Source organism: Aquibium pacificum (assembly GCF_040839445.1).
In the GTDB taxonomy this organism is placed as follows: domain Bacteria; phylum Pseudomonadota; class Alphaproteobacteria; order Rhizobiales; family Rhizobiaceae; genus Aquibium; species Aquibium pacificus.
Genome location: NZ_JBDPGJ010000005.1, coordinates 312,981 through 333,997, shown reverse-complemented (window position 1 = coordinate 333,997; position 21,017 = coordinate 312,981). Strand labels below are relative to the sequence as shown.

Annotated in this window: 16 protein-coding genes and 3 pseudogenes; 6 read left to right on the top strand and 13 right to left on the bottom strand. The window is 62.3% G+C overall.

Translation table 11 applies throughout. The features are described from left to right. Positions 1 to 292: 292 nt before the first annotated feature. Together ABGN05_RS22000 and ABGN05_RS21995 are read right to left on the bottom strand one after the other, a co-directional pair. Positions 293 to 1,591, bottom strand: a complete 1,299-nt coding sequence (locus ABGN05_RS22000) for a TRAP transporter large permease (RefSeq protein ID WP_367956193.1) — start codon at positions 1,589 to 1,591, stop codon at positions 293 to 295. A 14-nt stretch (positions 1,592 to 1,605) separates the two neighbouring features. Then, positions 1,606 to 2,145 (bottom strand): TRAP transporter small permease, encoded by a 540-nt coding sequence (locus ABGN05_RS21995; protein WP_367956192.1) that lies wholly within the window; start codon positions 2,143 to 2,145, stop codon positions 1,606 to 1,608. Positions 2,146 to 2,494: 349 nt separating this feature from the next. Here ABGN05_RS21995 and ABGN05_RS21990 point away from each other — a divergent pair, with 349 nt between their 5' ends. The 4 genes from ABGN05_RS21990 to ABGN05_RS21975 all read left to right on the top strand — a co-directional run bounded on the left by ABGN05_RS21990 (position 2,495) and on the right by ABGN05_RS21975 (position 6,092). Then, positions 2,495 to 3,472, top strand: coding sequence for a VOC family protein (locus ABGN05_RS21990; protein WP_367956191.1), 978 nt, complete (start codon positions 2,495 to 2,497; stop codon positions 3,470 to 3,472). Positions 3,473 to 3,516: 44 nt separating this feature from the next. After that, positions 3,517 to 4,362, top strand: a complete 846-nt coding sequence (locus ABGN05_RS21985) for a fumarylacetoacetate hydrolase family protein (RefSeq protein ID WP_367956190.1) — start codon at positions 3,517 to 3,519, stop codon at positions 4,360 to 4,362. Positions 4,363 to 4,459: 97 nt separating this feature from the next. Further along, positions 4,460 to 5,452 (top strand): NAD(P)H-quinone oxidoreductase, encoded by a 993-nt coding sequence (locus ABGN05_RS21980; RefSeq protein WP_367956189.1) that lies wholly within the window; start codon positions 4,460 to 4,462, stop codon positions 5,450 to 5,452. Positions 5,453 to 5,462: 10 nt separating this feature from the next. Next, positions 5,463 to 6,092 (top strand): glutathione S-transferase family protein, encoded by a 630-nt coding sequence (locus ABGN05_RS21975; RefSeq protein ID WP_367956188.1) that lies wholly within the window; start codon positions 5,463 to 5,465, stop codon positions 6,090 to 6,092. Between the two features lie 117 nt (positions 6,093 to 6,209). Here ABGN05_RS21975 and ABGN05_RS21970 read toward each other — a convergent pair whose 3' ends face one another. Next, complete coding sequence (locus ABGN05_RS21970) at positions 6,210 to 7,934, bottom strand: FAD-dependent monooxygenase (protein WP_367956187.1); 1,725 nt, start codon at positions 7,932 to 7,934, stop codon at positions 6,210 to 6,212. A gap of 208 nt (positions 7,935 to 8,142) precedes the next feature. On the opposite strand from ABGN05_RS21970, the gene ABGN05_RS21965 reads away from it, so the two are divergent. Then, positions 8,143 to 8,964, top strand: coding sequence for a helix-turn-helix domain-containing protein (locus tag ABGN05_RS21965; protein ID WP_367956186.1), 822 nt, complete (start codon positions 8,143 to 8,145; stop codon positions 8,962 to 8,964). 40 nt (positions 8,965 to 9,004) lie between these two features. Here ABGN05_RS21965 and ABGN05_RS21960 read toward each other — a convergent pair whose 3' ends face one another. Continuing rightward, positions 9,005 to 9,265 carry an Lrp/AsnC ligand binding domain-containing protein gene (locus tag ABGN05_RS21960; RefSeq protein ID WP_367956185.1) on the bottom strand — a complete coding sequence of 87 codons (261 nt, stop codon included), beginning with the start codon at positions 9,263 to 9,265 and terminating at the stop codon, positions 9,005 to 9,007. Between the two features lie 62 nt (positions 9,266 to 9,327). Here ABGN05_RS21960 and ABGN05_RS21955 point away from each other — a divergent pair. After that, positions 9,328 to 9,822: pseudogene (locus ABGN05_RS21955) on the top strand (transketolase); the annotation flags it as partial. Positions 9,823 to 10,419: 597 nt separating this feature from the next. Here the strand turns inward: ABGN05_RS21955 and ABGN05_RS21950 are convergent. The 9 genes and pseudogenes from ABGN05_RS21950 to ABGN05_RS21910 all read right to left on the bottom strand — a co-directional run bounded on the left by ABGN05_RS21950 (position 10,420) and on the right by ABGN05_RS21910 (position 21,002). Then, positions 10,420 to 12,054 carry an FAD-dependent monooxygenase gene (locus tag ABGN05_RS21950; RefSeq protein WP_367956184.1) on the bottom strand — a complete coding sequence of 545 codons (1,635 nt, stop codon included), beginning with the start codon at positions 12,052 to 12,054 and terminating at the stop codon, positions 10,420 to 10,422. 180 nt (positions 12,055 to 12,234) lie between these two features. Continuing rightward, positions 12,235 to 13,101, bottom strand: a complete 867-nt coding sequence (locus ABGN05_RS21945; RefSeq protein WP_367956183.1) for a VOC family protein — start codon at positions 13,099 to 13,101, stop codon at positions 12,235 to 12,237. A 151-nt stretch (positions 13,102 to 13,252) separates the two neighbouring features. After that, positions 13,253 to 14,566: a TRAP transporter large permease gene (locus tag ABGN05_RS21940; protein ID WP_367956182.1), complete on the bottom strand. Its 1,314-nt coding sequence runs from the start codon at positions 14,564 to 14,566 to the stop codon at positions 13,253 to 13,255. Between the two features lie 17 nt (positions 14,567 to 14,583). After that, positions 14,584 to 15,156, bottom strand: a complete 573-nt coding sequence (locus ABGN05_RS21935) for a TRAP transporter small permease subunit (RefSeq protein WP_367956181.1) — start codon at positions 15,154 to 15,156, stop codon at positions 14,584 to 14,586. 41 nt (positions 15,157 to 15,197) lie between these two features. Then, on the bottom strand, positions 15,198 to 16,268 hold the full coding sequence (locus ABGN05_RS21930; protein ID WP_367956180.1) for a C4-dicarboxylate TRAP transporter substrate-binding protein: 1,071 nt from the start codon (positions 16,266 to 16,268) through the stop codon (positions 15,198 to 15,200). 231 nt (positions 16,269 to 16,499) lie between these two features. Then, a complete protein-coding gene (locus ABGN05_RS21925; RefSeq protein ID WP_367956179.1) occupies positions 16,500 to 17,429 on the bottom strand; it encodes a TRAP transporter substrate-binding protein in 930 nt (309 codons plus the stop codon). A gap of 751 nt (positions 17,430 to 18,180) precedes the next feature. After that, a pseudogene (locus ABGN05_RS21920) lies at positions 18,181 to 19,016 on the bottom strand (IS91 family transposase); the annotation flags it as partial. A 22-nt stretch (positions 19,017 to 19,038) separates the two neighbouring features. Then, positions 19,039 to 19,917 (bottom strand): annotated as a pseudogene (locus ABGN05_RS21915) (tyrosine-type recombinase/integrase); the annotation flags it as partial. A gap of 326 nt (positions 19,918 to 20,243) precedes the next feature. Further along, the gene (locus ABGN05_RS21910; protein WP_367956178.1) at positions 20,244 to 21,002 is read right to left on the bottom strand and encodes an alpha/beta hydrolase; all 759 of its coding nucleotides are present in this window, start codon (positions 21,000 to 21,002) and stop codon (positions 20,244 to 20,246) included. Positions 21,003 to 21,017 lie beyond the last annotated feature (15 nt).

The window sequence follows — 21,017 nt, the reverse complement described above, 5'->3', positions numbered from 1 at the left end:
TCGGAGAACCATTTCCCACGTGCAGTTCCCGGATTTTTTGCTGGCAATCCGATTCGGGCGAACGCTCACTTGGATGCCGATTCAGCGCCAACCAAGTCTTCTCCAGTTTGATCGGACAGCTCAGATGTAGGGGCCCCGTTCCTGGCCCTCTCGCTGGGAGCCGAACCGGTCATCTCCATTTTTCCCAGATCTGGAATCCCGACTCCGATAGATGCGTGCAACCGGTTCCGTCGTCGCGAGCGGCTTCGGCTCATCGATCTGCAAGTTCGGATCCGTCGCGTGCGTAGGCAATCTACATTACGCTTGGGAGCCAGAGCGTGACCGCGGGGAACAGGACCAGAATCACGATCCTGGCGCAGTCTGCCAGGATGTAGGGGGTGACACCGCTGTAGATCTCCGAAAGCGAAATATCGGCGCGCATGGAATTGAGCAGCATGACGTTGATGCCGATCGGCGGCGTGAGCATGCCGATACCGACGAGCGAGACGTTCAGGATGCCCCACCACACTGCGTCGTATCCCATAGCGAGGATGACAGGGAGGACGAAGGGAAGCGTCACGACAATCGCGGCTACCTCATCGAAAATGGCACCCAGAACGACGTATACGACAACGAGAAGAAACACGACCGCCGTCGGCGGGAGGTTCAGGTGCTCGATGCCTCCGATGATGTCGCCCGTAATGCCCGTGACGCTCACGAAATACGAGAAAATCATCGCGCCGAATACCATCACGTAGATCATGACCGTCGCTACACTGGCTTCCGACAGGACGTGGAGGAAGGTGCGGCGGTTGAGCCGTCCCCTGAGTAAGGCGAAGAAGAACGCGAAGACCACGCCGACCGCCGCGGCCTCGTTGACCGTGAAGACGCCTGAATAGATGCCGCCGAGGACGACGACAGCGAGTGTAATGGCTCCCCAGGCCTTGCCGAGCGCCTTCACCCTCTCGCGAACAGGGAGGCGTTCCGTGCGGGGCATGGCGGAAGGATTTCGCCGCGCCACGACCGAGATTGCCGTGAGATAGAGAACAACAGACAAGATTGCCGGTACGATCGCCGCCGAGAACAGTTTCAGTACCGACTGCTCGGCCAGCACTGCATAGAGTACCATGATGCTGGATGGTGGAACGATGATACCGAGCGTACCCCCGGCGGCGACCGATCCAGCCGCGCTTCCCTTTGAATAGCCACGCTCCAGCATTTCCGGCAGAGCGACTCGACCAAAGGTCGCAGTCGTCGCCACGCCCGATCCGCACACCGCCCCGAAACCCGCGCTCGCCACGATTGTCGTAGCCGCCAGCCCTCCCGGCCGGTGACCAACCAGCGCCTGGGCGGACGAGAAGATGTCGCGCGCCAGACCTCCTGCGGTGGCGAGCCCGCCCATCAGCATGAAGAGCGGGATGACAGCCAGATCGAGGCTCGACATCGTCGAAGCGGGCTCGGTCGCCAGCAGAGTGAGCGCAGGTCCCAGGCCTGCGATCGCGGCGAAACCACCGACCCCGACGACTGCCATCGCGACGCCGATGGGCACGTGCAGGATGATCAGCACGAACATGCCCACGAAACCGATCAATGCGATAGTTGAAGCGTCCATGGGTCCTGCTCTCGTCAGCGGTCGTCGGACTCGTCCGGCACAGCGGACCATACCGGCCCGGTACCGCGACCGACGAAGAGCGCCATGAGGTCGCGGATCAGGTTGGCCGCCTGAACGATTGCCGCAAAGATCAGCAGCAAAGTCGCCGCCGACCACCACGGCCAGATGGGCCAGGCAAGCACCCAGGTTTCCCGTCCGCTGCGGTAGACGCCCTGGGTGAAGGGGACGAACTGCCAGGCCATCAGCGAGATGAAGACCAGAACCACGACACTTGAGAAGGCACTGAGAGCAAGGGATGTGCGTGCGCCAGCCATAGCGCCGAGAATCTCGACCGAGATGTTCTTTCGTTCCGCGAGGTTCGCGGGGATACAGCACGCGATCACGACGCCCATGACGACGGCGCTCACATCGTTCACGCCATGCAGCGGCGCGGAAAACAACCACCGCATGAGAACATCGACGGTGGTCATGAGCGCCAACAGGAAGAGACCGGCGAAGCCGATCAGGGCCAGCCAGTGCGTCGCATTGCGCAGCCCGCGATCAATCGAATTCAACCGGCACCTCCTCCCGACACGATCGAACTGCATGATTTGGCAGACTCCCGCGGTTGTCGATGACAGTTATTGCAATGTTGTCCAACTGGCGGACACGACGACGGTCGCTGATTCTCGCGCGGACGGATCGGTGCCATCAAGTTCTTGGTGCCGATGCCAAGGGGCTGACGCGTCCACCTGATGGACGGCGCTCTCTCCGCCGGCGAAATCGGCGGCCGACCGCGCTAGTCATGCGCTGGTTCCGACTCACCATGGCGAGACAATGACCGGTATCGGCATGGATTCATCGTCCGCCGGATTCCGACCGTGTCGAAGCCGGGTCCGATCGTCGATCGCAGGGAAATGCCACATGCTGACCTCACTGGGTTACATCGGGATCAATTCGACCAAGACCTCCGACTGGGAAGGATTCGCCACCAGCCTGCTCGGCATGCAGAAAGTCGATAGCGGCGGATCGTCCCGCCTGTTCCGCATGGACGACCGCAAGCAGCGCCTGGTCGTCACGGGCGAGGGAAGCGAGGGGTTGGCCTTCATGGGTTGGGAGGTTGCCTCCCCCGACGATCTCGATGCGCTGGGCGGACAGCTCGAAAATGCAGGGATCGAGGTGACGCAGCATGGCGCGGGCCTTTCGGATCAGCGCCATGTCGCGCGGCTGATCTCGTTCGAAGATCCCGACGGAAACCGCCTCGAAGTCTTCTGCGGTCCGGAGGTCGCGAGCGATCCATTCGTTCCCGGTCGGCCGATTTCAGGCTTCAAGACCGGCGCGCTGGGCATGGGCCATGCCGTGCTGCATGTGGAGAATGTCGACCGGCTCCTGGCATTCTACCGCGATCTGCTCGGATTTCAGGTGACGGACTACGGCCTGACGCCTTATCCGCTCTACTTCTTCCACATCAACGGACGCCATCACAGCTTCGCGATGGTGGGATCGGGAAGGAAGGGCATCCACCACTTCATGGTCGAACTGCAGTCGCTGGACGACGTCGGACAAGGATACGACATCGCGCAGCAGGAACAGGAGCGGATCGCCTATACGCTCGGCCGTCACTCCAACGATCACATGCTGAGCTTCTACTCGCGCACGCCATCGGACTTTTTCGTCGAATACGGATGGGGCGCCCAGGTAATCGACCCAAAGACCTGGCAACCTTTTGAAACACATGAAGGACCCTCGACCTGGGGGCATGAGCGCGTGCATCTGCCGGAGGATTCCGAAGTGCGGCGCAGGATGCGGGAAATGCGGTTCAAGACCGCACGAGACGGCTTCCGTGCCGCGGACCCGGTGCCAAACTGCGCCTGGCTCGACAGCGTCGTTCACCGCGAATAGTCGCGCCTCCCCCGACATCCAAGACGCCAAACGGAGTACCACTCGTGCGCATAGCCTCATACCTGCTGCCGGACGGCACCAGATCATACGGACTGGTTCGGGAAGACCGGATCGTCGACTCCGGACCGCAATTGCGCGCCGAATTTGCGGACCTGCGTGCCCTCCTGTCCGCTAGTGCAACGAAACGCCTCGAGACAGCAGACGGCGGCGAGATGGGCCTGGGGGAGGTCAGGCTCCTGCCGCCCGTTCCCAATCCGGACAAGATCATCTGCATCGGCCTCAATTACATGTCGCATATCAAGGAGACAGGGCGAGACAAACCGGAGTATCCGTCGGTCTTCACGCGCTATCCTGCGACGCTGGTGGGCCACGGGCAGCCGATCGTGCGGCCGAAGATCTCGGACCACTTCGATTTCGAAGGCGAGCTGGCGGTCGTGATCGGAAAGTCCGGCAGGGCGATTCCGCAGGAAGAGGCAATGAACCATGTCGGCGGCTACACGTGCCTAAACGACGGATCGATACGCGACTACCAGCGGCATACGACCCAGTTCTGGGCCGGCAAGAACTTCGATCGGTCGGGCGCGACAGGACCCTGGCTGGTTACGACCGACGACATTCCGGACCCGGCCGCCCTGTCGCTGCAAACGCGGCTGAACGACGAGGTGATGCAGCAGACGAAACTGTCCGACCTCGCCTTCTCGATATCGGAGCTGATCGCCTATCTCTCCATCGTCACCGAGCTTTTTCCAGGCGACCTGATCGCGACCGGTACGCCAAGCGGCGTCGGCGCGTTCCGAAATCCCAAGGTCTTCATGAAACCGGGCGACCGTATAGAGGTCGAGATCTCGGGCATCGGAATCCTGGCCAACGACGTCATCGACGAGAACTGATCCAGCGCGTCGCGTCTCCGTCACCTTAACGATCAGCCGCTGCGCTATCGAGGCTGAACTGTCGTCCCTGAGCCGTTCTCCCGTTGGAAAGAGGGCAATGCAGCTTCCCGCTAGACAGACCGCGATCATCATCGAAGAAGCCGGCGGGCCGGAGGTCCTGAAGCCTGCAGACATGGCGGTGCCGATGCCCGCCGAAGGGCAGGTGGTCATCCGCGTGGGGGCCGCCGGCGTCAACAGGCACGACGTGCATCAGCGCGCGGCGGGCCGGCACAGCGATGGTCTGGCTATTCCGGGCATAGAGGTGTGCGGATCGGTGGTCGCCCTCGGCGACGGGGTTGCGCGGCCTGCCATTGGCGAGCGCGTGATGGCGCTGGTTCAGGGCGGAGGCTATGGCCAGTATGTGGCCGCGCATAGCGCCCTGACCCTACCGGCTCCGGAGGCTTTTTCCGATGTGGAGGCGGCGGCGATTCCGGAGGCTTTGTTTACGACCTGGTGGAATTTCTTCGGCCTGATGGCGCTTCAGAAGCACGAGTTCGCGCTGATCCACGGCGGTACCAGCGGCGTGGGACATCTGGCGCTCCAGGCAATGTCTGCGCTCGGCTACAACGTGCTGGCAACCGCCGGTTCCGAGCGAAAGGTGGAAGCCGCGCTGCGTTTTGGTGCGTTGGCGGCCTTTTCCTATTCCGCGGACGATCTCGCTGAACGTGTCATGACGGCGACGGATGGCCGGGGTATCTCCGCCCTCCTCGACATGTCTGCCGGCGCGCATATCGGGCAGGATCTGGAGATGATGGCGCCGGACGGGTGGATCGCGCATCTCTCGGGCGGCGGCGGCGCGGTTCTCCAGGTACCGCTGCGGACCATCATGGCGAAGCGGATCAAGCTGACGGGCTCGCTCCTGCGACCCCTGTCCATCGAGCGAAAAGCGATCGTCGCCGCCGGCCTTGTGAAAGACGTTCTACCGCTCCTTGGAACGAGGGTTCGTCCGGCCATCGCCGCCGTTTTCGACCTTGCCCAGGCGGGCGAAGCGCACCGGATGATGGAAGCCGGGGCGCATGTCGGAAAAATTTTGCTGCGCGTGGAGCAATGACTGGAGGTCAATGATGAAGTTTTACTACTCGCCCGGAGCCTGCTCGATCGGAATACACTTCCTGCTCGAAGAGCTTGCGGTTCCCTATGAAGCTGTCCGGATCGCCATCAAGGATGGGGAACAGTTCAAGCCGGACTACGTCGGCGTGAATCCGAAGTCCAAGGTGCCCGCGCTCGCGCGGGACGACGGAAGCGTCCTGACCGAGTTCGCGGCCATCGCCCACTGGCTCGCGCACTCGTTCCCGGAAAAGGGCCTGGCCCCGTCCGGTCTGGAGAACGGGGCGCGCGCAATTGAGATCATGGATTACGTCGTGGCGACGATCCACATGCAGGGGTTCTCGCGGCTTTTCCGGCCCGCGAAGTTCGCTCCGAGCGAAGCCGACCACACATGGGTTCAGGACATGGGCCGGGAGATCGTGACGAAGGCCTTCGGCGTCGTCTCCGAAAGCCTCGGGGACAACCGTTTCATCCTGGGCGATCGATTGTCCATGGCCGACAGCAGTCTGTTTTATGTGCTCTTCTGGGCAGTGGACCGGCAGAAACTCGATCTGCCGCGTAACGTGGCCGACTATTACGCGCGCCTGCGTGATCGGCCCTCCTCCCGGAAGGTCTTTCACGACGAGGGCATCGTCTTCGCCTGATCCGGTTCGACCTGGGGCGTGTCAAAGCTCGAGAGAGTCTTGGTCGGACAGTGGCCGGCGGACATGGTCGCCGCCGTCGCGCGCCGCCGCCCTCGTTAGACGTCAGTCGGTTCCTCCCTACGGGCTAGGAGCCGCCGTGGCGGGATGGATCGTGAAACCGAGCGCCGTGCGCAAGGCTTCTTCGAGTTCGGCGACCGGGTTTGACACGGCCGTCCGGGACCGCCAGGCTACATGGCCATCCGGGCGTACGAGTACGGCGCCGCTCACCGACAGTCCGTAGAGCCCGAGCCAGTCGACGTCCTGCGGCGTGGGATGTCCCGGCGCGCCGATCTGGTAGGCCGCCCCGCGCAGCCCCATCCGCGCGGTGACGGCTGCGAAGGCGTCCGCCCAAGGCCTCCCATCCTGGCCGGCGAGCAAGGTGAATCCGGAATACTCGAAGAGATCGAGTGAGGACAATGACCGGTCGCCGTGTGTGAGCCAGACATGCGGCGCGCGGCTGCCCGGACGGGCGGACGGTGTGTATGTTTCGATGGTCAGGGGTACCGGCGGCGTTCCGTCGCCGACGATGATCGCGCTTTCGTAAGCCACGCCCAGATTCTGACCGGGATAGTCGAAGTGCTCGCGCTGCTTGGGTATCTCCAGGGCAAGGCGATCCCGAACGGCCCAGCCTTCGGGACCTTCGATCTTGCTCGAGACGTTCTCGTCGTTGGCGAGCATCCCGGCGAGGCCAGAACGAGCCATCTTCTCGGCATTGCGCTTGCTCTGCTCGACATTGAACGCGCCGACCGGAAGCCGTTCTGGCTCGTAGGTGGATAGAAGTTCACGCGGCGCGGATCCGGAGAGGACATGGCCGATCTTCCAGACAAGGTTGTGAACGTCCGCCACTCCCGTGTTCATTCCCTGGCCGCCCGTCGGCGGCAACGGGTGGCAGGCGTCTCCGGCCAGAAAAACGTTGCCGACCTCGAATCGATCGGCCACGCGGGCCTGCATCCGCCACGGCATGACGCTTTGGATATCGATCTCGACGTCATCCGCGCCCACGGCCGCGCGGATGATGTCCTGGCACCGCTCAGCGGTGAAGTCCGAACGGGATTCCTCCTGTCCATAGGCGAAATTGTATGTCCACCGCGTGCGCCCATCGAGGGATATGAACACGCCGGTCGTCCTAGCATTGTAGATCCACCAGAGCAGGTATGGCCGCTCTCGCAGCCAGCGCGAGAGGTCGGCCTTGAAGTAGACGCCAATCTGCTGGCCCATCGAGCCTCCGGACATTCCGATGCCGAGGGCTTCCCTGACGAAGCTGCGCGCCCCGTCGGCTGCGATTACGAACCTGGCCTTCACCTCGCCTTCACGGTTGTCCGTCGCGGTCCAGCGAAGTCGCACCGCGTCGTCCTGCCGACTGATCTGCGTGATCTCATGTCCGAAGCGCAGAGTATCGGCCGGGGAATCCCGCTCCAGCGCCTCGCGCAGGACGGGTTCGACTTCGTCCTGTGGACACGATCTCTTCAAGGATGGGCTCGAACTCAGTTCCTGCGGCGTCGGCTTCCCGCCTTGCCGCGTCCAGATGACCCCGATTTCTTCGCCGGCGAGGCTGGTCATGAACCCGATCCCGGCATGTTGGTGGATGGGTAGCGATACCTCGCCAATCCTGGCCTCGACGCCGATCTGCCGGAAGATCTCCATCGTGCGGGCATTCACGACATGCCCGCGTGGATGAAACGACGTCGAAGGATTCCGCTCGAAAACTATACTTGAGATTCCCAGTTTCCTGAGCAGGTGTGCGGCAGTAAGCCCGACGGGGCCGGCCCCGATCACCGCAACGTCCACCTTCTTGCGCTCCACGTTTCTCTCCCGCTCAGTCCGTCAATGGCCATTCAAGAGCCTGGCGGCAGACTAAGCGGCACAGGAGGTCTCCAGCCAATCGGTCAATCCCTCGTGTCCGCAGTGCGAACGCGGTCGGTCAGACTGGTTCCGTGGCAACCGATCTCGCGTCGGGCGGATGCAGGTCAAATCTGCTTGCTCGACGAACCATCGGGCTATATGTCGAGGAATGTCCATTCTGTGGACAAGGGAGGGTGAGATTTCAGACTCTGGGCAAGTGCGCGCGGTCGAACGCGCCTTTCGGATTCTTCAAGCCATCAACACGCGAGATGGGGCGAAGGCCGCCGAAATCGCTGCGTCGACCGGCATTCCGCGTCCGACGGTCTACCGCCTGCTCGAAACGATGGAGCAGCTCAATTTCATCGTTCAGGATCGGCTCTCGAACAAGTGGCGTGTCGCTCTTCACGCGAAGTCGCTGAGTTCCGGATTTCGCGAAGCCGACTGGGTCTGTCAGATCGTGATCCCCGAAATGGTGCGGTTCGGCAAGCGGATACTTTGGCCCGTCGATCTCATGGTCCTGCAAAACGACCGGATGGAGATCCGGGAATCGACCTACTATCTGAGCCCGTACGCGCTGGACCGGGGTATGGTCGGGACGCGGTTGCCCCTCATCGACACGGCGAGTGGGCGCGCCTACCTAGCGTTTTCGTCCGATATGGAGTGCCGGAACATGATCGCCGGCCTGGAAGTCCTCTACGGTGCAAAGATGCCGCTGATGACCCGCGATGGCCCGCTCGATGCGGTCTTGGCCCAGTGCAGGGAGCTCGGAGTCGGTTTCCGAAAGCAGGGTTTTCGAGTCGATACGATGAGCATTTCGGCGCCGATTCTCCAGAATGGTTCTGTCGTGGCGTGCATCACGATCATATGGCTCAGCAGCGCCCTGAAGTTCGACAACGCGATCGAACTCTATCGTGATGATCTGCTTTCGATGACAACGCGTTTGTCGGAGGAGATTGCCCGGCTCCGCATGGACGAGGCATTGTTTTCCTGAGCACCGGCGAATGCACTCCACTCGTCGTTGATACCTTAGTTCATTCGGTCCGTGCGAGCCCCGACTTTACACGCCGCAGCGGTATCGATGACTCGATCGACTCCACGCCGCGGACCTTCGTCAGGCGGCCTACGAGGAACCTTTCGAACTCGTGCAGATCTTTGGTGGCAACTCTCAGCAGGTAATCGCGATTGCCGGTCATCAGCCAGCAATCGAGAACCTCCCGGAATTGTCCGATCGCCGTCTCGAACGCGTCCAGCGCATCATCCACCTGTTTGTCCAGCTTGACCGAAACGAACACGGAAACCCCGAAACCGAGCGCGGCCTGGTCGATGAGCGCGGCGTATCCCCCGATGACGCCTTCGGGACGACGACGCCTTCCGGCAGGGGACGATCGATGGCGCCTACTGGATGCGGGAGCCAGGCCCCAACTGCGAGGTCGTGATCGCCTATCAGGGTGCGGTGGCTCCAGAGGAAATCCGAGCGGCAGGAATGATCGGGCGGGGACGGCGGGACGTTGCGGTCCTGGGCATCACCTCGGCCGACCGCCTGAACGCTGGCTGGACAGCCGCCCAGAGGGCACGATCGAGAGGCAACCCCGAGGCAGAAAGTCATATCGAGAGGCTGTTGTCGGTTCTGCCGCGTCACTGCCATCTGATCACGGTGTTCGACGGGCATCCTGCTACACTGGCGTGGCTCGGCTCCGTCCACGGGCACCGGACGATCCCGCGCGGCGTGGAGCATTTCGGCCAAACCGGGACCATCGGTGATCTCTACCGGCATTACGGCATCGATGCCGCATCGATCGTGGAGAAGGTGAACGGTCTCACCGCAGGACGCAAGATACTGGCTGCATGACCCGGTGTACTTGAGCGCGGGTCGGACCAGATCAGGGCGCCATACCAGCGGTAAGGGCGACCTATCGAGCGCTTCCACGATCTCGGCGTCGATCGGAGTCCCAAATGTCTTGAGGATGCCTCCGAGCGTGACGTAGAATCCGAAGAGGGCAATGAGGTCTAGAACGCCCCGGCGCCCTACCGTCGTCATGAGTGATTCCAGCGTCGGACCCGAAATCCTGGTCGTGGCTGGGAGTTCGTCGATCGCCATGACGATGGGCGCATCGGTGGGATCATCAGGCACCCCGGCGACAAACGTTTGGCGGATCCTAGCATCTGACATACCGCAGGCGCGCGCCCTCACGATGTGATGCGCCCGCTCATACTCGGATTCTAGTCGATACCCGATCCTCAGAATGGCGATCTCCGACAGTTCGGGCCCCAGCGTATTGCCCGTCACGAGATGGTCGCGAAGCCCCGCCCAGCCCGCCAGAAGCGGAGGATTGTGCGCCATGACGCGGTAGACGTTCAGCTGACCGGCAAAGCCGTCGCTGAGATGGGCTATCTGAGGATCCCACTCGTCAGACAGCAGGGGAAGCAGTTCGGAATGATCCATGTTTCAGGTCCCGCTCTCCAACCGGCACCCAGCGGCCGTAGCTCGGCCCGTCACCGTGGCCAATAGGGATTCGATATCGTGCGGGACGGCGTCTCCCCGCCAGCAGACGTGACCGTCCGGGCGCACGAGCACAAGGGCACGCTCGTACGCGTCCACCGCTTCCCGGCCCGGAAGGTGATGATGCGCGAGCGGAATGGACATGTCGTCTGCGACCTCCTGGAAACGTCCACTATCGACCTCTGCTCCGCTTGTGACGAGGACGAAGCCGCGGCCGAAGAGATCCAGCGTCGAGGACCCGTCGGCAAGCCAGATGTGCGGCGCCCGACAGCCCGGCCATGTTGACGGGTGATACAGCATGTGGTCGTCCGGCGGCTCCAGCGTTCCGTCGTCGATGCAGACTGGCGAGTCTCGGTATCTGTAGCCGAGCTGGATGCCGGGCGTTACGAATTCCCTCAGCCTCAATGCTATGAGCTCTTCCTTCATCCGCATCCGCGACTCCACGCCCGTCTGGTCATCTCGATCGAGCAGTGGGTTCGACTGGATCATGGTGTCGAAAACACGGTTGTTCGCTGCTTCGTTGGTGTTTCGTACGGCGATCGGTCGGCGCTCAGCTTGGTAGCTGTCGAGCAGCCCGTCGCCGGCCCACCCCTGCAGGACCGCCTCCAGCTTCCATCCAAGATCGACCGCATCGCCGATGCCGGTATTCGCGCCGAAGCCGCCTTTCGGCCAGCGCAGATGGGCCGCGTCGCCGGCCAGGAAGACGCGCCCCACGCGGTAGCGCTCAGCCACAACGCGGTGGCCTGTCCATGGCTGGGCCTTGAAAACCTCGAACGGGAGGTCAGCACCGATGGTGCGAGACACCACCTCGGCTGGAGCAGGCAGGTTCGACAGGTCGGCATACATGGACAGCCGCCATTCGTCGGCGCCGTCGACGGATGTCAGATAGGCTCTGGTTTCATCGCAGATGGTGTGAACCTGCGCCATCGGGGCACCGAACATCCTGTCGAGGCGTGCGGCCAGGCCGGGACATCGGAAGTAGACGGCGAAGTTCGCCCCTTCTCCGAAAGCGCCTACCAAGCGCACGCCGAGCTGCTTGCGCACCATGCTGCGCGCGCCATCGCAGGCGGCAACATATCCCGCCCGGATCGTCTGTCGAACGCCTCGGTTCACGTCTTCGATCAGGCAACTCACACCACCCTCGTCCTGATCGAAGAAGATGAGCCGACAACCGTACCGCAGGTCTGCCCCGAAGGCCTCGGCGGAACCTCGCAGCGCCGGGTCGAAGGCCTTCCTGGGATAGAAGAGGCCGCCTTCGGGCGAATTGCGATCCGCCGCACCACGGTTGGAGCTGCCTTCGAACAAGGCGAGCGGCCAGCCCCACAAACGGGTGGCAAAGCCGATATTGCGTGGCCGGTCGGGCGGAAATGCGTCTCCGTTCCGAAGCGCTTGCGACAGCCCCCAGCGCCGGAGATGCTCCATGGTTCGCGAGAAGATGTTTTCGCCGGCCGGGAAACGAACCTGTCCGTCCGCTTCGTCGACCACGATGTGGGGTATCTTTCGCCAACCAAGTTCGTTGGCAAGCGAGAGGCCAACGGGGCCCGCCCCGACAATCAGAACTGGCGTGTTCTCCGCGTTCATCAAACGTCCATCCCTCAAAGACCCAAGCTCCCCGCCCTGCAGTCTGGAAGCCCGATGCAGGGCCCGATGTGGCGGGAAGGACCGCCGACGTTCGTGCTTCTTATCTCAGGCGCGGATGCTCGAACTCGACCCTCGACCCGCGATGCCTGCGGTCGAGCCGACCTTTCTCGGAACCCGGCCTCAGGACCGCATCCTGGCCCATCCCCACTTGTTGAGAGTGCGAGGCTCCTGGGGCCAGTCTTCGCAGGGGCGGTCGTGGATCACTTCGAGCTCGGCAGAGATCTCGATCCAGTTTCCGTCGGGATCCACGATGAACGCGAACAGGTTGTGTCCCGGACCGTGTCGTCCAGGTCCCCAGGCGAGCGGAATCCTCCGACTGGCAAAATGATCGCACCAGTCGCGGATGTAGTTCCATTCGCCCGCCTCGTAGGAGTGATGATCCACGCCCACTTCACTCGTCTGGAAACAGGCGATCGTGTGATGTTCGTGGTTCGACGTGACGAAGACCGTCGCCAGCGAGCGATCCTCCCGGACGACGCGGTCCACCATCCGAAATCCGAGCTTGCGGTGGTAGAAGTCGACGAACCCCTCCAGGTCCCGGCTGGCGAAGGTGAGATGCTGGAGAGGCCCCCAGATGGGTCCGCCATGATGGGGTCGCGGGGCTCCCATCGTCTTGACCGTATCCTTCCCTGCCAGGCCGAAGCAGATCAGGTTGCCGTCATTGTCCCGCACGCCGAAGGCTCCAGGATTCAAATAGGGCGAGGGGCTCGAAACGATCTCCAGTCCACTACCCCTCGCCCGTCCGCGCATTCCTTCGAGCGCATCCGCATCCCGCACCGCCAGCCCCGCATAGGCGAGGGTCTTGTCTCGTCCCTTCACTACAACGATGCGGCGGGCCGGGCCTTCGCACCGCCATTCGGAATCGGAAACCTGTTGCAAGTCCATCTGCATCACATCGGCATAGAATCCCGCGAGTCGTTCGGGCTCCGAGCTTTCGAAAGCGAGATGATGGAGGTAGGCGCCCGATTGCGCAGCGACGTAATTCAATGCCCAACCCTCCTGTTCATGGAACGTTTCCTCAGAACATGGCGAACGAGGTATTTTTCCGCATCATCGCAATTTCCCTGGCCTCGCAGATTGGAACTCATACCGGGGTAGAAGCGCATGGCTCTCTGCAGGTCATTTGCTCGACCGAAAACTAGCGGATCAAACCGGTCGCCAGCACTGGGAGGAACACGATCAGTGCAAGCACGATCAGCATCGTAATGGCGAAGGGCGCGGCACCAATGAAAATGTCGTTCAGCGAGATTTCCGGATCGTCGAGATTGGCCTTGATCACGAAGGCTGACAGACCCAGGGGAGGCGTGAGCAGACCGACTTCCACGGCGATGATGGTGATGATACCGAACCACACCATGTCGACCCCCATGCTGACCATCACCGGTTGGACCAGCGGCAGGGCAATCAGAATTATCGAGACGCTATCGAGCACCGTTCCGAGCAAGAGGACGATGGCCAGGTAGATCAGCAGCAGTACGCCAAAGCTCAGGTCAGCCGTCTCGATCCAAAGCCCCAGCACCGTCGGCAGGCGAGACAGCGACAACATACTTGCGTAAAAATGTGCGGCAATGATCAGGATGGAGATGGACGAAGTAACGAAGCCGGTCTCTATCAGGACTTTCCAGAAGCCGCGCCAGGTCAGACTTCGTCTGGCCAGCGCCAATAGCAGAGAAGCCAAGGCGCCAACGCCTCCTGCCTCCACAGGGGTAAACACCCCGCCATAGATACCTCCCATGACAATCACGATCAGCAGGGTGATCGGGCCGATCTTGTATGTGATCTCACGGGCTGAAAGACGGGAGGTCTCCTCTGCGTCGGTGGTGGGATCTCCCACATAACTCGGTCGAATTCGCGCCATTGCAGCAATGGTGAGAATGAACGCGCCCGCGAGGATCAGGCCCGGAACAATCCCTGCCGTAAACAGGTCGCCGATGGAAACTTCAGCGACTATTCCGTAGAAAATCAGCAGAAGACTTGGCGGAATAAGCATGCCGAGCACGGAAGAACCCGCTACCACACCCACCGAAAAGCGCCGATTGTATCCTTGCCGGACAAGTTCGGGGACGGCCAATTTGGTGAAGACGGAAGCGGAGGCGATGGAAGAGCCGTTGATCGCCGCGAACACGGTGTTGGCCGCGACGGTTGCCATCCCGAGGCCGGCCAGGATTCGCCTGAACGCGTAGCCTGCCACAGCGAATGTGTCGCGGCCCACTCCCGAGGCGCTAACGAGCAATCCCATCATCACAAAGAGGGGGATTACACCGAAGGAATAGCTCTGAAGTGATGTCTCTGCCGCCTTGGCAAGCAGGTTTCCCGCAATATCCACGTTGCCGCGGATCAACCATGTGGCGACGAAGGACAATAACAGCAGAACGACTGCGATATGGATGCCGAGCTGGATCAGCAGCACCATCAATGCGAGCGAGACCAGACCGATGGTCGATGGGTCCATGAAGCGTGCTCCGAAATCTAGGTCGCGGGATCGCTGCGCTCTTGGTCGTCGGACAAAGAGGGAAGGCGATCGAAAGCACCCAGAACATCACGCAGAGCGAAGGTGAGATACTGAGCGAAAGTCAGGACCGTGCCGACCAGGATAGTGAGCAGGATCGGCCAGATCACCATCGTGAACCGCCCGAAGTTGCCTACATAGGTCCCCCGCTCATAGGCCAGGAGGAACTTCGGAAAGAGATATACTGCGATCAGCACGAACATGACGGCGCCGAGAAGGTGGAAAACCGCGTCGAGCGCATAGGCAAGTCGAGGACGATCCCGGCGAAGCCGGCCCATCAATATGTCGGACCGGATGAAGCGCTCCTGCCGCAACGTATTTGCCAGTTGCATGAAAACGATGCCGACAATCGAAAGCGACACGGTCTCCGGTACGCCGTCGATCGGCTTCGAGATCAGGAAACGACCGAAGACATCGAGGTTGATCAGCACCATGATGGCGAAAATCCATGCCGCGCCCACGACCGCCATAGACGTCGCCGCGGGCCCAAGCACCCGCGTCGACGCCGTGTGAACCAGAACAATCAAATTCACGAAACCGTGGCCTTCCTTGACCGAATGTTGGCCTTTGCCCACTACTCGGCCCAATCGCGGAGCAGTTCCACGCCGGCATCCCGTGAGAGCCGCATGTAGGTGTTGAGAACTTCGGTTCCCGGTAGCCCTTGCCTGTCGGCTTCGGTCGCCCACGTCTTGGCGATGTTCGGCAGGACCTTCGCCATCCGCCGCACCTCGTCCGTGGACATGGCCACGACCGTGGCGCCCTTCTCCTGGGCCGTCTTCAGACCGGCTGATGCTTGCTCGATTGTCCGACCCGCCAGCCTGTCCTCATACTCGGAAGCGACCGCTTCCAGGACATCGCGCACTTCCTGCGGAAGACCTTGCCATACATCTTCGTTGATCGTGATGTTGCTCACGATCTGCGAGCCGAATCCGACCCTGGTGATTATCGGCGCAACTTCGTAGAACTTGAAGCTGGCCAATCCGGACTGAAACATCAGGATGCCATCGTACACGCCGGTCTTCAGGGAGTTGTAATACTCCGACAGCGCACCGGTTACCGGTACCGCCCCGGTGCCGGTGAGCCAGTTGGCAGCAAGTCCCGGCGCTCCGATCTTTCGTCCGCTCAGGTCCTCGTATCGTTCGATACTGAAGGTCGAGAGGATATCATAATTGTGCAGACCGACGACCGCGAGACGGCGCTGGTTGTACTTGATGAACTGCTCGTCCATCGCGGGAACACGCTCGCGCAGCGCGTTGAAGATCGAGATCGCGGACTTGAGATCGTTGACGCCATAAGGCGTCACGAATGTTACCTGCTCGAGCGGCAGCTTGGCGCCCTCATGCAGCGTGTTGACGTAGGCGATGTCGACGATCCCATCCTCGACAGCCTCGAACATGTCGAACTGACCGGCGATGGTGCCGCCCCAGCCTGTTGTCCATTCGATCTGGTAGCGCCCGCCTTCGGCAAGTCGCCGGTTGACCTCCGGCAGAAAGTAGTTGGCGAGTTCGGACGTACCCACGGATGCGAGCGCCAATCCGGAGCCTGCGGTCAGCGAAATCTTCTCCTGCGCGATCGCCCCGGGTGCTCCCGCAAGCGCTCCGCCGATACATGCGGCCGCTGCCGCTTTGACCATCTTTTCCAGCATTGTCGTCCTCCCTGGCAATCTTTGATTTCTGGGCTGAAGCCCAGGTCGCGTCGTCCGCTGTTCTCTAGGTTTGAATGGTCGAAATCGCCGCAGTGCTCGATTGGTCGGCTCAGCTCTCATCGGCACAATCGTGCCGATGAGAGCTGAGAACTCGAGTTGGTGCTGCGTCGTGACCTTCCGTGCCATTCTCGGCCCGCACTTGCCTCGAGCCGACACGGTCAAAGGCGCGGATTACTTCGATGCCTCTTGAATGGCGGTACTGTAGCGGTCGTAGACCGCCTGTCCGTTCGGTGTCTTCGAGATCCAGTCTGCGATCACCGTCTGGAGCCGCTCGTTCCAGCGCGCTTCCTCTTCCGGCGTCAGCTCCGTAAAGGTGCGATCGGTATCCTTCATTGCGGCCGACCTGAACTTCTCGATGTTGCCGTCGAAGGTCTCTCCCCAGAACTCGGAGAACACCATCCCCGAATTCTCGTCGATGGCCGCCTTGTGCTCCGGCGACAGGCTTTCATATTTCTTGCGGTTCATGATCACCATGATCGGCGAAGCACCGAGGTTCGGAGCGACGAGGTGAAACTTCGTCGCCTCGGCAATGCCGAAGATGGTCAGCGCCACCCATTCATTGACCGAGCCGTCGATCAGTCCGCGCGTCACAGACTCCGCGATGTTGGTCACCGTGAGGCCGCCGACGGGAACCGCGCCGAGCGCCTCGATCGTCCCGAGCAGGGTCGGTCCGGCGCCACGCAGCTTCAGCCCCTTGATGTCTTCCAGGCTTTCGACCTTACGCGTCGTCGCCAACTGCGTCGGCGCAGTGGAGAACATTCCCAGCACCACAAGGTTTTCGGCTCCGGTTCCCTGGAAGAAGCCTTCGTCGATCATCCGCGCTCCGGCGCGCGATCCAACGGTTGCGCTCGGCACGAGCGTCGGAAGTTCCATCACGGTCACTTCCGGAAATGCCCCCGGCGTATAGCCCGGCACGATGTAACCGATGTCGGCGACGCCATCGCGCACCATGTCGATGTGGGTCTGCGGGTCGCGTCCGAGAGTGCCCGCCGGAAAGGCTTCGATCTCCAGGCTGCTGCCCGCAGAGTCGGTCACCCGCTTGGCCCAAACCTGGAGAATGTCCTTGAAGATGAAGGATTGAGCAGGAACGCTCGTAACCATGCGCAGCTTTTCCTGCGCTACGGCTGCAGTAGCGACGGCAAACGACACGGAAACTGCCGCTCCGATCGCAACGAGCGCCGACTTCAAACTTCCTTGGTTAGACACATCACCCTCCCTGGTTATGGTTCGCTCGACGCGACTGCCATCCCCCGACAACATTCGGCAATCGGCGTCGGGGCCTGCGTTTTGCCGCGACCCTCATGTTCCAGGATCAAGCGGTAAGGCGCGTCCTTGGCTGCCTCAACGGCGGATGCGGAAATGTCCGCCTGGTGATAATGTGCGGCTGTCCCAAACTTCCTTACGTTTTCGCCGTCAACGAATTGCCCCGTCTCCGTCGCTTCGCGCTGAGGGGGATCTTCCAGCACGTTGTGCTTCTGCTGGGCCGCGCCGTTCCCTCGCTATCCTTTTGGTGGGCCAATGTGTCGCTGATACTGCGAGGATCGCCGCACTTGCGGAGATTGCCTCCGGACGGACGCGGCATGGCCTAGGAGAAGCGCCGCGCAAGTCGACAAGCGGGCATCTAACGCTTGCTATCTGCAGCCGCTGGTGAGAGCGCTTGAAACCGAACGAAATCCGCGAGAACAGGGCGTTGCCGAAATCTCGCAGGCTCGGTCGCACCGTCTGCAATAGAAGGAGGAAAGGCTTGTCTGAAGTCTGAATTGGGGGCCCATGCACGAACCCGCTTCGCGGGAGGGGCGCCACGACTTGAGATGGCGTAGTATTCGTAGCCTTTGAGCAGGTGGCGGCGGGCGCCGATCTCGTCGAAGGCGATCAGGCGGCTGTTCGAGATCGCAACCCGGTGGGTGTAGCGGGACAGGTAGGCAAGCACCGCCTCCGGCCCGGCGAAGGGCGCCTCGGCGTAGACGACCCATTGCTTCCCTCGGACGGGAGCAAGGTGGCGCAGGAAGGCGCGTCGTTCGGTGAGGTGCGCCATGGTCCCGAAGAAGGCGAGCCGCCCGGCGTCGTGCAGCGCGACCAACCGCGTCAGAAAGACCCGTCGGAACAGCTTGCCGAGCACGCGCACCGGAAGCGGGAAGGCTGGACGCGAGGAGATCCATCGGCTTCCGTCGGTCGCGATGCCGCCGCCTGGCACGATCATGTGCACGTGCGGATGGTGGGTAATCGCCGATCCCCAGGTGTGGAGCACGGCGGTGATGCCGATGCGCGCGCGCCGAGGTGTTTTGGATCGGAGGCGATCGTCAGCATCGTCTCCGACGCTGCCTTGAACAGCAGGTCGTAGACGAGCGCCTTGTTCTGGAACGCGATGTCGGCGACCTCGGCGGGCAGCGTGAACACGACGTGGAAGTAGCCGACCGGCAAGAGGTCGGCCTCGCGCTCGGCAAGCCACGTCCGCGCCGCCGCGCCCTGACACTTCGCGCAGTGCCGGTTGCGGCAGGAGTTGTAGGCGATGCGCAACTGGCCGCAGTCCTCGCAGGCTTCGACGTGACCGCCGAGAGCCGCGGTACGGCAATGCTCGATCGCCGACATGACCTTGAGCTGGGCGAGGCTTAGGTGCCCGGCATGGGCGGACCGGTAGGCAGGGCCTGCTGCGCGAAAGATGTCGGCGACCTCGACCGAGGCGCTCACGGCCTACTCCGGCGGTGTCTTGCATCGCCATCAGCCGGTCGAGCCGCCCGGTGACAGCGTCGATCGTCCGGGTCGAGACCTTGGCGTAGAGAGCGGTCGTCTCAAGCTTGGCGTGACCGAGCAGCACCTGGATGACGCGGATGTCGACATCCTGTTCGAGCAGGTGGGTGGCGAAGCTGTGACGCAGCGTGTGCGGGCCGACGCGCTTGCGGATGCCGGCGACCTCGGCGGCCTCCTGGACTGCGCGATGCAGTTGCCGCGACGAGACCGGATCGGTGCGGCTGCGGCCGGGGAACAGCCAGCCGTGCGGAAGCATGATCCCGCGTCGCCTGCCTTCGCGCCACCACAGCCGCAAGAGTACCAGGAGCTGCGGCGAGAGCATCGCGTTGCGGTCCTTGCGGCCCTTGCCCTGCTCGACACGAAGGAGCATGCGCGCGGAATCGACGTCATCGATCTTGAGGAGCGCGACCTCGGACACGCGCAGACCCGCGCCATAGGCAACGCCGAGCGCGGCCTTGTACTCCAGGCCCGGTGCAGCTTCGAGCAGCTGCGCCGCTTCCTCCACACTGAGCACATCCGGCAGCTTGCGGTCATAGCGGGTGATCACGAGGGCGCGCGACAGATCCCGGCGCTGCAGTGTCACCAGAAACAGGAACCGCAGCGCCGAGACAGTGCCGTTGATGGTCGCAGGTCCGACGCCCTTCTCATGCTGATCCAGCTGGAAGCGGCGGATATCGTCCGGCGTCGCGGTGTCGGGCGAGCGGCCGAGGAACGCGGCGAAGCACCGGACGTGACGAACGTAGTCCTGCTGCGTGTGGGAGCCGAGGCCACGCATGAGCATGTCGTGCAGCATGCGTTGGCGAAGCGGCGAGACGGGTGCATCGGTCGATGGGGTAGCCATGGCGAGTTCCTCTCGTTGAAGGGAACTCCAGGATCGGCTCGCCCGCCGCTACCTGTTCAAAGGCTACGAATATTACGCCATCTCAAGTCGTGGCACCCCTCCCGCGAAGCGGGTTCGTGCATGGGGGCGACACCGGGCTCAGCAGGTTTTCGGGCTAGAATAGAAAAAGATGCCGTTGTTTTAGAGAACGCCGTGTGTCCCGCACCTGCCGAGGTGCGAGGGTAGCGCGATCCGCCTGCGTCGGCAGTTTCAATCTCCGGAGCGGATGTGCAACTTTGAAGGGAGGTTCTGACCGACCCCGCCTATCGCTCGCCTTCGCCGTGCTTCTATTTTGAGGCGGCGATCTCCGCGAAGAAATTCCCAACCCGATCGACGATAAGATCTTTGTCGTTGTCCAGAGTCGCGACGTGGTAGGAGTTTTCGAGCCAGAGCAGCCGAATGTCGCTCGCGCGAACGGTATTGACCACAAGCATTGCGTTGGCTGGCGGGACGACGTGATCCTCGCGCCCATGCAGGACAAGCGTCGGGCAGGTGATGCGGTGCATTAGGTCGTGTGTCTGGGAAGCCAACACCACCACCTCGCGCATGCAGGCGACGGGCACCTCCGAATAGGCGAGTTCGACCACGCCGGGGGCCTTGATGTCGGAGCCGATACCGGGAATCCGGGCGGGCGGCGGATTGAGGGCCAGCACTTCGGCGAACTCAGGCGCGAGCAGACCGGCGGCAGGCGCAATCGGCGCGATCGCCTTCACCAGTTCGGGAAAGCGCGCCGCCATGTTGAGCGTCAGGGTGCCGCCCATCGAAAGGCCGGTAACGAAGACCATTTTCTTGCGAGCGGCGAGTTCGCGCAGGCAGCGCTCAACCTCGCCGGCCCAGTCGAGATAGCCGGTCGTCTCCATGTCGTCGGGCGAAGTGCCGTGGCCGGGTAGTCGCGGCCCGACCACCGTGAAGCCAAAACGGCGATACAGCTGTTCGCCGACGTAGCGCATGCTCTGGGTGGTGCCGGTGAATCCGTGCGAGACGACCACTCCGATGTCGTTGCCTTCGAAGGCGAAGGGTTCCGCGTCGGCCATTACTTCGATCATGCTGTCCTCCACTGA